The organism is Haladaptatus ordinarius (assembly GCF_054177595.1).
Genome location: NZ_JBPEHH010000034.1, coordinates 35235 through 47828, shown reverse-complemented (window position 1 = coordinate 47828; position 12594 = coordinate 35235). Strand labels below are relative to the sequence as shown.

Annotated in this window: 17 protein-coding genes; 8 read left to right on the top strand and 9 right to left on the bottom strand. The window is 61.6% G+C overall.

Annotation, left to right across the window (positions count from 1 at the left end; translation table 11 throughout):
• Positions 1-112: 112 nt before the first annotated feature.
• From ACR3FF_RS14015 to ACR3FF_RS14005, 3 genes are all read right to left on the bottom strand, one after another.
• Positions 113-409, bottom strand: coding sequence for a hypothetical protein (locus ACR3FF_RS14015; RefSeq protein ID WP_458188701.1), 297 nt, complete (start codon positions 407-409; stop codon positions 113-115).
• A gap of 351 nt (positions 410-760) precedes the next feature.
• Positions 761-1819 (bottom strand): class I SAM-dependent methyltransferase, encoded by a 1059-nt coding sequence (locus ACR3FF_RS14010; RefSeq protein WP_458188700.1) that lies wholly within the window; start codon positions 1817-1819, stop codon positions 761-763.
• A gap of 254 nt (positions 1820-2073) precedes the next feature.
• On the bottom strand, positions 2074-2895 hold the full coding sequence (locus ACR3FF_RS14005; RefSeq protein WP_458188699.1) for a helix-turn-helix transcriptional regulator: 822 nt from the start codon (positions 2893-2895) through the stop codon (positions 2074-2076).
• 151 nt (positions 2896-3046) lie between these two features.
• Here ACR3FF_RS14005 and ACR3FF_RS14000 point away from each other — a divergent pair, with 151 nt between their 5' ends.
• From ACR3FF_RS14000 to ACR3FF_RS13980, 5 genes are all read left to right on the top strand, one after another.
• Entirely contained in the window at positions 3047-3874 is an 828-nt protein-coding gene (locus tag ACR3FF_RS14000; protein WP_458188698.1) for a helix-turn-helix transcriptional regulator, read from the top strand.
• A gap of 291 nt (positions 3875-4165) precedes the next feature.
• Positions 4166-5518: an FAD-dependent oxidoreductase gene (locus tag ACR3FF_RS13995; RefSeq protein ID WP_458188697.1), complete on the top strand. Its 1353-nt coding sequence runs from the start codon at positions 4166-4168 to the stop codon at positions 5516-5518.
• Between the two features lie 312 nt (positions 5519-5830).
• Positions 5831-7201: a selenium-binding protein SBP56-related protein gene (locus ACR3FF_RS13990; RefSeq protein ID WP_458188696.1), complete on the top strand. Its 1371-nt coding sequence runs from the start codon at positions 5831-5833 to the stop codon at positions 7199-7201.
• Between the two features lie 4 nt (positions 7202-7205).
• Positions 7206-7529: a 2Fe-2S iron-sulfur cluster-binding protein gene (locus ACR3FF_RS13985; protein WP_458188695.1), complete on the top strand. Its 324-nt coding sequence runs from the start codon at positions 7206-7208 to the stop codon at positions 7527-7529.
• Between the two features lie 92 nt (positions 7530-7621).
• Positions 7622-8398, top strand: a complete 777-nt coding sequence (locus ACR3FF_RS13980) for a hypothetical protein (protein WP_458188694.1) — start codon at positions 7622-7624, stop codon at positions 8396-8398.
• Positions 8399-8459: 61 nt separating this feature from the next.
• Here the strand turns inward: ACR3FF_RS13980 and ACR3FF_RS13975 are convergent, their stop codons facing one another.
• Genes ACR3FF_RS13975 through ACR3FF_RS13965 form a run of 3 tightly spaced genes read right to left on the bottom strand, consistent with a single transcriptional unit; the run spans position 8460 to position 10705 of the window.
• Positions 8460-8726, bottom strand: a complete 267-nt coding sequence (locus ACR3FF_RS13975; RefSeq protein WP_458188693.1) for a chorismate mutase — start codon at positions 8724-8726, stop codon at positions 8460-8462.
• Positions 8723-9568, bottom strand: a complete 846-nt coding sequence (locus ACR3FF_RS13970) for a shikimate kinase (protein ID WP_458188692.1) — start codon at positions 9566-9568, stop codon at positions 8723-8725. Before ACR3FF_RS13970 ends, ACR3FF_RS13975 begins: the two co-directional genes overlap by 4 nt.
• 57 nt (positions 9569-9625) lie before the next feature.
• Positions 9626-10705 (bottom strand): hemolysin family protein, encoded by a 1080-nt coding sequence (locus tag ACR3FF_RS13965; RefSeq protein WP_458188691.1) that lies wholly within the window; start codon positions 10703-10705, stop codon positions 9626-9628.
• 203 nt (positions 10706-10908) lie between these two features.
• Here ACR3FF_RS13965 and ACR3FF_RS13960 point away from each other — a divergent pair, with 203 nt between their 5' ends.
• Together ACR3FF_RS13960 and ACR3FF_RS13955 are read left to right on the top strand one after the other, a co-directional pair.
• Entirely contained in the window at positions 10909-11370 is a 462-nt protein-coding gene (locus tag ACR3FF_RS13960) for a DUF5796 family protein (protein ID WP_458188690.1), read from the top strand.
• Positions 11370-11618, top strand: coding sequence for a DUF7508 domain-containing protein (locus ACR3FF_RS13955; protein ID WP_458188689.1), 249 nt, complete (start codon positions 11370-11372; stop codon positions 11616-11618). Before ACR3FF_RS13960 ends, ACR3FF_RS13955 begins: the two co-directional genes overlap by 1 nt.
• Here the strand turns inward: ACR3FF_RS13955 and ACR3FF_RS13950 are convergent.
• Positions 11610-11792 carry a hypothetical protein gene (locus ACR3FF_RS13950; RefSeq protein ID WP_458188688.1) on the bottom strand — a complete coding sequence of 61 codons (183 nt, stop codon included), beginning with the start codon at positions 11790-11792 and terminating at the stop codon, positions 11610-11612. The genes ACR3FF_RS13955 and ACR3FF_RS13950 overlap by 9 nt on opposite strands.
• Before the next feature lie 271 nt (positions 11793-12063).
• On the opposite strand from ACR3FF_RS13950, the gene ACR3FF_RS13945 reads away from it, so the two are divergent.
• Positions 12064-12198 carry a hypothetical protein gene (locus ACR3FF_RS13945; RefSeq protein WP_458188687.1) on the top strand — a complete coding sequence of 45 codons (135 nt, stop codon included), beginning with the start codon at positions 12064-12066 and terminating at the stop codon, positions 12196-12198.
• Positions 12199-12200: 2 nt separating this feature from the next.
• Here the strand turns inward: ACR3FF_RS13945 and ACR3FF_RS13940 are convergent, their stop codons facing one another.
• Positions 12201-12347, bottom strand: coding sequence for a hypothetical protein (locus ACR3FF_RS13940; protein ID WP_458188686.1), 147 nt, complete (start codon positions 12345-12347; stop codon positions 12201-12203).
• 71 nt (positions 12348-12418) lie between these two features.
• Positions 12419-12553, bottom strand: a complete 135-nt coding sequence (locus ACR3FF_RS13935) for a DUF7128 family protein (protein WP_458188685.1) — start codon at positions 12551-12553, stop codon at positions 12419-12421.
• Positions 12554-12594 lie beyond the last annotated feature (41 nt).

Below are 12594 nucleotides of genomic sequence, written 5' to 3'. Positions count from 1 at the left end.
GGTAGCCTCATTACGCACCAATCCGGACAGCGGCTGAATCAGGCGACTGATTCAGTCGCCTCATTCTGACTACTACGTGTCAGCAACTGGTCTCTTGAGCCAGAGTGGACAACTAGCGATTGTATTGGGGGATGCAGGTGGGTCCCTTTGCAAGGATACCCCCCTTCTGGTATATCTCGATGTCACTTGTAAAATCGAGCAACAGTCCTCCAGCTTCGGTCACGTTTTCGCTGTAGCCGGGGAAGAGATCCTCCAGCGTGGCCTGTCCGGCTTTCTGCATCGCGTGAATATGATGGCCCTGCGGGATGCCCGGGCGGGGAACTGCCTCGTCGGGGAGCGGATCTTTTTCGATGAGGGTGACCGTCTCGAATCGGTCACGTAAGACCCGGGTTGCTAGGAGCCCCGCCATGCTTGCTCCGACGACCACGGCGTGGCCCCTTCTCTCGGCAATCCGGTCGGAATCGTACGGAGGAACGGTTCCTAGCGTCATGACGGCCACGCCCGTCCCCACAACCGGTGGGTCAAGTTTGAGCCGAGGAGGCATCGTTGGCTTTCGAGGTCGATTCTGTCCGTGTAATCCGGTTTCGATTTCATTTCAATTCATGTCTCATCGGGCCATGCGTAGGTAACACCGTTAGTAATAGATTGAGCAGATCTCGGTGGATACTTTCTCACGGCCCTATCAAGTGGTCAAGCGCTTCGCGGCGAACGGATGCTTCGTCCCGCCTGCGCTGGTAACCATTCATCCGTTCTTCGCGGTCTACGGTTTAACTTCGAACACGAGATTCAGTGGCGTCTCAGCCGCCCGGCGGAACCGTGTAAAGCCACCGTCGGTCACGGCGTCCCGGATACCCGCCTCGCCGGCCTGCGCACCCAGTACACGCTCGGCCTCCTGGTCAAGTGCACCCGGCGTGCAGATCAGCGTCGAGATCGAGTAGGCCGCCCGGCCCATCGGATTGAGGTTGTCCTCCACGCTGTCGTTGGCGAACAGCTCGACGATCATCCACGTGCCGTCGTTAGTGAGCGTATCACGGACGTGCGCCGCCGCGCCTACGGGATCGCCCATGTCGTGGAAGGCGTCGAATGTGGCCACGAAGTCGTACCTCGAACCGTTGTACGACTTGGCCGTCGCCACCTCGAAGCTCACGCGGTCGGCGACGCCGGCTTCCTCGGCTCGTTTCCGGGCCTCCGCGATCGACGGTTCGTGGTTGTCGATGCCGACGAACGTCGACTCGGGGTATGCCTCGGCCATCAAGACGGTCGAGGCGCCGTGGCCACACCCCACGTCAGCGACGTGTCCGCCGGTTTCGAGCGTTGCGTCCACGCCGTCGAGCGCGGGAATCCAGTTGTCGACGAGGTTCGCCGCGTACTGTGGGCGCCAAGAGTACTCGATGGCGTGAAACAGGTCCGCGTCGTGTTCGTGCCAGCCCACACCCTCGCCCGTTCGAAACGCCTCTGCGAGCTGTGATTCGATCTTGGCCGCCGACAGAGCGACCCGAAAGTTACCGACCATGAACGCCGGGCTGTTCTCGTCGGCCAGCAAAGCGGCCTGTTCGGGAGTGAGGCTGTAGCGGTCAGTCTCGGGGTCGTAGGTGACGTACCCGCCGGCGGCCTGGGAGCGCAGCCACTCGCGGACGTACCGTTCGGCGGTGTCGGTCTCCTCGGCCAGTCCGACGGACGTGAGCGGCCCCGTATCGGCGAGGGTCTCGTACAGCCCGAGTTCGTCGCCAATGACGACCAGCGGTGCGTGCGCCGTCGCTCCGAAGTCGGTCAGGGCTGTCTGTACGTGTTGGTGCAATCGTTCTTGGTCGAGTGCCATGATTCGTCGTAGTTGGTGTTGTCGGCTGGTCAGGTTCTGTTCCCGTGGAGCGACTTCGTTCGTGACAACGGTATAGGCATCTGATGGAACCGTTTCACACCGTGCAACACGTACTCCGCCCTGCGTCCGTACTTCGACGCGGACAGAGACAGGCCTGTTCGTAAGGCTGTCTCGGGCAGTCTGGTTACCCGGACAAATGTCCCCCTGGGGCTCGGGTCCCCCGTCACGAGTCCGTCACCTCGGGGCCGCCGCTGCTACGGCTCCGCCCAAACGGATTCTTGGTCGTTCTCCAACGCCGACTCGGTGAGTCGGATCGCCCCCTCCCGGTACTCCTCGAACGTCTCAGAGAGCCGATCGACGAAGTCGGGATCGTCGGATTCGATCACGCCGACATTGACGTCCCGATCGTCGGCGACAATCAGGTAGGCCGTCCCGTCGTAGATGCCACCAGGCTCGACGTCACCGTCGTATGCGAATACTGTGGAGCGGTCGGCGGCGACGATCTCCTCGAACTTATCGGCATAGGAAGACGTCATCACCGACTCGATCACCTCTGGCGTAGTCACTAGCTCGCACGTCTGCGTACCGCCGACCACTGCCTCGTGTCTCGCTTTGATGCACGGCTCGGGAAGCCGATCTGCAAGTGTGTTCGTCGAGGTCGACTCACGCTCGATATCCAGCACACGGGCCACTGGCGCCATCGGGTTGTCGGGAGTCGCCGCGGTGATCCTGGCCCCGGTCAAGACCTCGAGGTCTAACCCGAAGTCCAGCTCCTCCAGCGGAAACCACGGGAGTAGCTCTCGCAGATCGCTGGCGGTCGTCATGTGGTCGTAGAGGTTGACGAACGAACTCGAGACGTATTCTCCGAGCGGGGTCAACGCGTATCGATTCCCATCCCTCGCTACCCAGCCCCGACTCTCAAAATCGCCGAGGAGGCGACTGATCGTGGCTTTAGAGGCCTCGGTTGCGCTCCGTAATTCCGACCTCGTTTGGGGGCCTGCCGCGAGGGCTTCGAGCGCAGTGAATCGGTTCTCCGAGTCCGCTAGAAAGCGGATGTCCTCGAGCGGAGTGAACATGAAAATCACAACGGTCGATGATTGCATAACTGTACTGTTAGGGTATAGCACGCTCTCGGATTCATTATGACGTTCGCGAGCTGGATGCGTTCGACGCGGGTCTCGGCTGCAAACCCGAAGATGCGAAAGTCTAAATCGGAACGTCTCGAACTTGGTAGCATACACCATGCCCTCCTATGGCGCACCGGGAACTCCGCTGGAGGAAATCGAATTTCTCGCGCGGTCGCCGAACAGGGTAAACGTTCTCGACGCGCTGACCCGGGGCCCGATAGGACGATACGAATTGGAGGACTCGATTGGCGTAACGCGAGCCACCCTCGGTCGTATCCTCGAGGATTTCGAGGAGCGAGGATGGGTCCGTGAGGAAGACCGACAGTACCAGACGACCCAACTCGGCACATACGTCTCGCGGGAAATAATGAACGTCTTGGAGCTGTTTGAGCCGGTTCCTGCACTCAATGAGGTGGCGCAGTGGTTCCCAGATGAGGGGTTCGGTTTCGACCTAAGGAGTCTCGTTGGCTCGAAGATTATTCGATCGACGAAACGTAACGCCCTCGCTCCAACGGCCCACATCTCGAAACGCATCCGAGCTGCCGACCGCGTCCGACTCATTACATATTCTGTGCTTCCAGGCGTCATGGACGAGTGCTGGCGGGGAATCGTCGATGACGGCCTCGAACTCGAAGGCGTGCTCGATAATGGAGCGCTCGAGAGCTTCGGAACCGACCCGCAGATGATCGAACAGGCACGAGAAATGATCGAAACCGGCCATTCCGAGGTCTACGTGTATAACGGCGACATCCCGTCCACCGTGTTCATCGTCGACGACGTGGTGCTCCTGTGCCTGTCGGGTGGTCAGGGCGCACCGCTCGCGGTGATCGAGACCGACGACGAGGCGGTCCGCTCGTGGGCCGAGTCCACCATCGACGACCTCCGCGACGATGGAGAGCGGCTCGACCCAGCCGTGTTCACGGCATGAGCGTCGCTCACGGGGTGTGAGATTCCCGGCGCGAATCTATACCGCGTGTGGGTGGGTCACTCGTAACGGGAAACCCATGCGACACCGAATTGTAACCCGGCAGAAGAAGCGAACACGGCGCTCGTCCAGATGTGGTTCCCTAGTGGAAACCCTGAAACGGAGCTATGGCCACGGAAACGAACGACCAAATCCACAGGTCGGTCCGCCAACTTGGGGACGGGGACTCTCCTGCGCACGTTCCTCACCTAGGAAGACCGCATGTCGGGGAATAGGTCGGCGGATTCATCCGATATGACCTTAGCAACCGTTCCACGGTACGACAGCGACCAGCACGCTGCTATCGGTAGTCATGCGGTAGTAGTCGGCGCAAGCATGGCCGGCCTATTCGCGGCCCGCGTCCTACATGATGGATTCCAAAGGGTCACCGTCATCGACCGGGACCCGATGCCCGATACGCCGGAGCCACGTGACGGGGTACCGCAAGCCCGCCAGCCACACGTACTGTTGGAGGCAGGACGGGCGACGCTAGAAGATCTGTTTCCGGGATACGGTGAGAACCTCGTTTCGGCTGGTGGACTACTCGTCGATGGAGCGAGCGACTTCAAATACTTCGACGAGGGTGATTTCGTCGCCGACGGTCCAACACGGCAACTGATGTACTTTGCCAGTCGGTCGCTGATCGAACTGATCGTACGGCGGCGCGTCGCCGATCTCGACGGAGTCCGTATCCGCTCGGGGTGCCAGTTCAGTGACTATTTGCTCAACGACACAGCTACGACCGTAGACGGTGTCGTCGTTCGAGGAAGGGATACCAATCAGGAAGAGATTCGTGCCGATCTGGTCGTCGATGCCACCGGTCGGACGAGTCGGACGCCGAAGTGGTTGGAGAACCACGGTTACACGCCGCCCGTCCTCGATGAGGTAAATATTGACTTGGTCTACAGCAGCACCCTCATCGAGCGGCCTCCCAACGACCGCCGTGTTTTGTACGTGCCAGTCTCGCCGCCCCGTACCCGCGGTGGCGCAGCATTCCCGGTCGAAGGCGATCGCTGGCTAGTGAACATCCACGGTATGCACGGCGACCATCCCCCAAGGACTATCGATGGCTACGTGGAATTCGCAGCGAGCCTCCCGACTCCCGAGCTGAAGCGGCTGCTCGACGATCATCCGCGGGCTTCCGAGGACATCGAGCACTATCCAATCCCGTCCAACCGCCGGTATCGATACGAGGATCTCGATAGATTTCCCGACGGCCTGATCGTCATCGGCGATGCGATCGCCAGCTTCAATCCGATCTACGCTCAGGGGATGTCGGTTGCCGCGCTCGAGGCCGTGGTGCTTCACCACACGCTGGCTACGGGAGGCCGCGAGGAGGTTGCCCTGCGCTTTTTCGATCGCGCCGAAGCGGTGATCGACATCGCGTGGACAATGGCGGTCGGTGCCGACTTTGGATTCGCCCAAACCACCGGCCCAAAACCTCGGGGCACCGATCTCTTCAACCGGTATCTGTCCCGACTGACCCGGAAGGCACACACCGACGGCGAGTTGCGGCATGCCTTCTACCAGACGGTCGTGATGGAGCGGCCACCAACCTCACTGCTTCGTCCCAGTGTCATGTGGCGCGTGCTCAAACCGACCGGCTGAGCCGTGTTGTCTTTGTTGTGAAACCATCCATTCGGACTTTTCCGTATTCAGTTGCGGCGTCTAGATGGTGGCACCGTACCGTCTCCCGGTCTACGGTCCTTTGGTCCCTAATCGTCTGCGATGGGAGAGTCGTTCTTCGATGAGAGGGTGGCCCCCGTCGAGTGCCATCGCAAATGAAATTGGCGAGCTCGTCGATCGACCTGCCTTCGAAGCGAGGCTCACGCCCTGTGCATTTCCCACACCGTGTAGGACTCCCAGCGCGAGTGTATATCGGGTTCCCGGCGGGATTGTTACTTGCGGAGGAAATAGGCCATGGCAACTGATCACCAACACCACGACCATGGAATGGACGGGCCAGGCTACGCGACGCCCCAGGCCGCCATCGAAGAATCGACGCCCGAGACGGTTGCCTACGTAATCGGGCTGTATACCGGCAGCGACGTCGATGCACCGGATTTCATCGCAGTAGTCGATCTCAAACCGGACTCGGACACCTACCAAGAGATCGTCGACCGAGTTGAAATGCCGACCAGGGGCGACGAGCTCCACCATTTCGGGTGGAACGCCTGCTCGTCGTCGTGTCACGTCGAGGGGTTGGAACGGCGCCATTTGGTCGTGCCGGGCAACCGTTCGGGACGAATCCACGTCGTGGACACGACGAACAGGCGACATCCGGAGCTCACGACGGTCGTCAACCCAGAGGAGGTCCACGAGTACGACCTCTCCGGGCCGCACACCGTCCACTGCGTCCCTGACGGCAAGATCCTCATCAGTATGACTGGGAACGCGGACGGCGACCTCCCCGGTGGGTTCTTAGAGCTGAACGACAACTTCCAAATCGAGGGACGGTGGGACCCGCCCGGCGAAATCGATTTCAACTACGACTTCTGGTACCAGCCGCGCCACGACGTGATGGTCTCCTCTGAGTGGGCGGCCCCGCGCACCTACCAAGCGGGGTTCGACATGGACGACGTCGAGGCCGGCAAGTACGGCCACCGGCTGCACGTCTGGAACTGGTCGGAGCGGACTGTCGAGCAAACCATCGACCTGGGCGAAGAGGGGCTGGTCCCCCTGGAGACCCGCTTCCTGCACAGCCCAGAGTCCGTCCACGGCTACGTCAACGCCGCGCTCTCGTCGAATGTCTTCCACTTCTGGGAAGACGACGGCGAGTACCGTGCTGAGAAGGTCATCGACTTCGAGCCAGGCGAGCACGAGGCCTGGGATATGCCCGTCCCGGCGCTCCCGGTCGACATCCTGATCTCGATGGACGATAGGTACCTCTTCGGGAGCAATTGGCTCCACGGCGAGGTCTGGATGTACGACATCTCCGATCCCAAGACGCCACGGAAGGTTGACTCGCTCTCCATCGGCGGGTACTTCGGTGACATCCGGAAGGTCCAGGACCGCGAACTCGTGGCCGGACCGCAGATGCTCCAGCTCTCGCTGGACGGCGAGCGTCTCTACTGGACGACCTCGCTGTACTCGACGTGGGACAACCAGTTCTTCCCCGAGGAACAGGAGAAAGGTTCGGTGATGCTGAAGGCGGACGTCGATCCCCGGAAGGGGACGCTGACGCTCGACGAGGACTTCCTCGTCGACTTCGGCGAACTCCCCGAAGGCCCGGCTCGCGCCCACGAGATCCGGTGGCCCGACGGTGACTGCACGAGCGACGTCTGGCAGTAGGGCGATGTCCTCGCCTCACGAACTCACCGTGGTGTGGCAGGACGGGCGGGAGGCGACAGTGCAAGCGACCGAGGGAATGACAGTCTTGGAAGCGGTTGACGCCGCAGAGATCGGCCTGCCGTTCGGGTGTCGGACAGGCGCATGTGGGACCTGCGTCGGACGACTGATCGAGGGGCGCATCTCGTACGGACGCCCACCGCGGGCGTTGAAGCCACGACACGTGGAGGCGGGCTACCTGCTGTGCTGTATTGCGAGGCCACAGACGAACTGCCGAATCGAGGTAGGGACCGACGTACTGACAGAGATGATTTGGAATCCACGGAAATGACTACCCACATAGAGCCGCGATCACCATCCGCGACAGCCGGTGATGGACCGGCGCCTCGGTGCTGTCAACGATCGGGGGACCGACACTACGATGTGAAGCGACTCCTCGTTCGTCTCACGGTCTGGTTCGTTGCCCTCGTCGTTGGAGTTACACCGGCGCACGCGCACGGAACGGCTGGACACGGTGGCGCTCCCGTCACATTCGCGGTCGTACTCGGCTTACCAATCGTCGCAGGCCTGGTCGGGGGCGTCGTCATCGTTCGGGGCAGAAACGAGACGCACAGGACCGAGGGAACCCACCCGTCAGGTGTCAGCCTCGGGCTCTTGCTCGTCATCCTCGGAATCACGTTCTCGGGAACCGCGATCTCGAGGAGTCTCTCACTCGGTATTGGGAGTGGAATCGTCGGGTTACTCTCCGTACGGTTGGCCGTGAACAGTCGCACGTCCGATCGGCGGGACCACCGCTCTCACGCGAATCTCTCACTCGGTGCCGTCTCTACGCACCGCCTGCTCGAAGGGATCGTGCTCGGAGGGCTCTACAGCTCCGGCGCAGCTGTGGGACTGCTCGGTGCGGTCGTCATCGCCGGCCACACGGCTTTCGAAACGATCGCGGTCGGAGGCCTGTACGCCCCACACCGTCTCCGAATCGCCGGGGCAGTCGTCCTGGTTCAGGCCGGCTTCACCGTCGGTGCCATCGTCGGAGTCGCCGTATCGGGAACAGTTCCGCCATCGGTCCACACCATCGCGCTCGCCCTCGTCGGTGGGATACTCCTCGGTATCGGCCTCAACGAGGCGCGGCACATCACTCGTACGTACTCATCGAGTTCACTCGGTGGAGCCCGGATTACCGAGCAACGAAAAATAGAGTAGCTACCGGGAGAAGAGTTCGGGCCCCAACCATCGATACAAGGCCTTATAGACCAGAATTCCCCTACCGCTTGCTCCTTTGCTCCACCTTGTTCAGTTCTATCAACAAGCGAAAGACAGCCTTCACCAGGTTCGAGTCGACGTCGAACTGTTCGGCGTTTTCCCCCGCCCTGTCCATCACGCGCTGTTCCTGTGACTCGTCGGTCGTCGGGATGTCCTCGGCTTCCTTCACCTGCGCCACCGTCTCGGCAACGTAAGTTCGGCGGGCGATGAGTTCCACTATCTCGCGGTCGATGGACTCTATCTCTTCGCGGAGCTCAGCGAGCGTCATATCGTTCGGGTTCCGTCTGTCTGGGTCGTCGTTAGCCACGTCGTGCCCTCCCGTGCCTCCCATCTCTCCCGCGCTCCTTTTAAATCTGCTCGCTCCCCGACGGCGACGAAACTCGGGCCGGTCCCCGACAGCGTCACGCCCCGAACGTCCGGGAGGGCGTCGAGCAGTGGGTCGGTGGAAAATCCGAGTGCACCGCAGAACGCGAATCCGTTGACCGTCATCGCTCGTCCGTACGCGCCGTCGAGCGCGAGTTCGGCCACGAGTTCGGCCACGGGAGCGATTCGACGACAGCGCGAGACGTCCGCGTCCGCCGAGAACGCCTGTTCCGGTGGTGTCCAGACGAGCACGTCCCACTCGACCTCCTCACGGGCGAGCAGTTCGTCTCGTTCGTTGTCGGTGACGGTCACGCCGCCGAGCATGCTGGCGCTGGCGTCGTCGAAAGCTCCCGTCACGGTGACGCCGACGTCGCGTGCGGCTCGCACGCCGAGTCGACAGGCGTCCTCTCGGGGCATTTCGACACCGAGCGCAGCGAGGGTCGCCAGCACCGTCGCGTTCGCGGCGGCGCTCGAACTCTTCAGCCCGGAGGCCATCGGTACCTCGCTCTCGGTGCGAACCGTCGCGCCGTGGTCGACGTCCTGCGTTTCGAGGACGAGTTCCACACATCGCTCGACGAGTCGGGTGTCGGCCGTCGGCGCATCCGCGATTTCGCCGCGTATCTCGCCGGAACCGTCCAGTTCGACTGTGGCGGTCGTGTCGACGTCGATGGCGAACGCCGACCCGGTGCCCGTGGCGAGTGCGTTGAGCACCGTCCCGGCGGCGGGGGCGCTCGCACGTCCGTGCATGCTCTCGCGTTGGCAAGGGGCCGTCTTCAGCGTGGCGGTGGTGGCAGTTCGTGCCCGTCAGGACTGTGCAGTCGATTCGGGCCGGTCGTCGGTCGGGTCGCGGAGGTCGCCGATGACCTCTTCGAGCGCGTCCGTCGCGGTGACGAGGCCGACGACCTCGCCGTCTTCCATCACCAGCGCGAGTTCCTGATTTTCGATCTGCAACAGATCGAGCGCGTCGCTGATGGTGGTGTTGGCCGCAATCGTCATCGGCGGGTGTGAGACATCTTCGAGCGTCAGTTCACCCGCTTCGAGCGCGTCGTGTTCGCGGTACAGCGCGGGCATGTAGACGTTTCCTCGGTAGTCGTCCAACGACTCCCCGATGAGGGGGAAGCGAGTGTGGGGATGGTTTCGAACGCGCTCTAGATTCTCTTCGAGGGAGTCTTCCGTCGAAACCGCCATGATGTCCTCGGTCGGAACCATGATGCTCCGAATCGGTGTTTCACCGATTTTGAGCGCGTTCATCACTTCGTCGTGGCGCTCCTCGGGGAGGTCGCCGCGTTCGAGAACCGACCCGAGTTCCTTGTGTAGGTCGGCGCGCGATTCGATGGCGTCCTCTTCAGTTTCGAGCCACGCACCCGTCATCTCGATGCCGAACAGTTTGAGCGTCCACTTTGCGACCCAATCTCCGAGTTTGATGAGCGGCTTGATTGCGTAGTGAAACCAGTACAGCGGCCTCGCACCGTAGCGACAGACCATCCGCGACCGCTCGACGCCGAGGTAGGTCGGCGTCTGTTCGCCGTGCGTCAGGTGGACGAGGTTGATGATTAGGAATGCGATGACTGCGCCAGCACCGATGCCTGCGAGTCCGGAGCCCGCGAACAGTGGTTCGAAGATGGCCGCCAGTGCCGGTTCGGCGACGATCCCGACTGCAATACTCGAAGCGGTGATTCCGACCTGACAGGTTGTGAGATACAGTTCGAGGTTCTGAGTCATCTCCCACGCTCGCTCCAGTGCGGGGTGGCCGTCGCCGACAAACTCTTTCTCGGAGAACTGCCGGGCTCGCGTCAGCGCGAATTCGATAGCGACGAAGTAGCCATTCGTTAATATCAACAGTAATCCGGCGACCAGTCGCGTCGCTATGAGGGGGGTTTCCATCGTCCGAAACGAGAGGTTCCAGTTATTTCATTCCTGTGGGCGATTTCGAATCCGGATAGGTCCGTACCGAGTAGAAATTGAACATCTTCCAGTTCTCTCCGAAATATTGCTGTCAACGTACTCCTGAGTAGGAGGGGAAGACTGGTGTGGTGCGTGTGGCGCGGAACGCGGCTCTTTTGCCCCTCCCCGGCCAATCGGTCGATATGAGCGTCCGAAACGACGTCTCCCCGGACACACTCGGCGTCGAACTCACCGAAGACGGTATCGTCGTCGAGTACACGGACGGGCGAGAGGTGTTCTACCACGGGATACCGAAGAAGGTGCAAGGGACTCTCCGAACTCACCCCGGGAAGCTCGTGCAGGTGCTCGTCACCGACCCGACCGAGACGGAAGGTGTGATGACCTACGTCAACGACCGCAACACCCACGACGAGATTCTCGAGTCGAGCGGGGTCGGTCGAATCTTCGTCGAACCGGGCGAGGAAGAAGAACTGTTCCCCGGCGTGACGGTGCGCTCGGAGGGGTACGCCGTCGAGGTGGAAGCCGACCCCGAAATCGCCCGTGGCCGGGTGTTCGTCTTCGAAGAGGACGAGATGGGCGAACGCTCGTTCGAGTTCGTGAACGAGGACGCCGCCGAGTCAGCGGAGAGCGACGCCGACGAATAATGCCCCTCTCGAAACGCTGGCAGTCGCTCGACAGGGGGACGGTCGGACGCGCGCCGGAACGCTGGGGCGTGTACGAACTCGGTTCCGACGGCGAGATTCAGGAGATCGGCTCCGGTGTCCTGCGCGACGAACTGAAGACCCACCTCACCTACAGCGATGCCGAGCAAGTGCGCTGGGAAGCGTGCCAGTCGCGGGACCACGCGGAGGAGTTGGCCCGAGAACACCGCGAGCGGGCGGGGTTAGGCTGAGCGTCGGTTGACGTCGTACGCGACGACCCCGCCGACCGCGAACACGACGAAGACGAGGGCCGAACTCGCCATCGCTGGCGTACCGAGGGAGACGACGCCAGCGAGCAGGGCTGTGACGGCCGCGAGGAGGGCGACGATGGCGACGAGGTAGAACTCCGTTCGTTCCGGGGACATTCGTACGGTTCGTGGGTGACAAGCGCTGAAATAGCTTTCCATCGACTGTTTCGTTACGAAAGTATCTATCGACCTCGTCTCGCTCCTGTAAGGTACGAGTCCAGCGTCACTCGCTCTTCGGCCACGCCAGTTCCTCTCCGAGCACTGCCGGGTCGTGGCGAGCGTCTCCGATATCTGGACGAAAGGGCACGTCCCGAAAACCGGCAACTCGCGGGATTCGAACGGTCGAAATGACCGAAATGATTATTATCTCATCCTCCGGACCGAATCTATGTTCGAATCCATCGTCTTCTGGGGTTCCGTCTGGTTCGGCCTGACCGTCGTCGCCTCGTTCGTCGGCGCGAAGTTGGCGATAGAACGACATTTCTCGAGAGGACGGCCATCCCCCGGACCCGAACGCGAGTGAGCCTACACGAGTCGCCGCGACATCACCACGACGCCCAGCACGAGCAGTCCGATTCCCCAGTAGAGCGAATCGTAGGGGAGCCACTTCAACAGGAGCGTGACGATACCTGAGGTGAACAACGACCAGCCAATCGTCGTACGAGTTCCCATATCGACCGGACGCCCCCCATCCGTTTCAACGCTGTGCTTGCACGAGGAGACGCGAGCAGTCGAAAGTTGGCTCACTGGATGTACGAGGGGTCTTCCGCGTCGCAGTTGGCTTCGTGCTGTTTCGCGTCCTCTTTGTCGTCGAACATTAGACCACACTGTTCACACCGGTACCACGTCATGTCGTCGCGCTCGGTTATCGCCACCATAATTGAGCAGAAGTCTGCATCGCACTAAGGCATTACCCCCC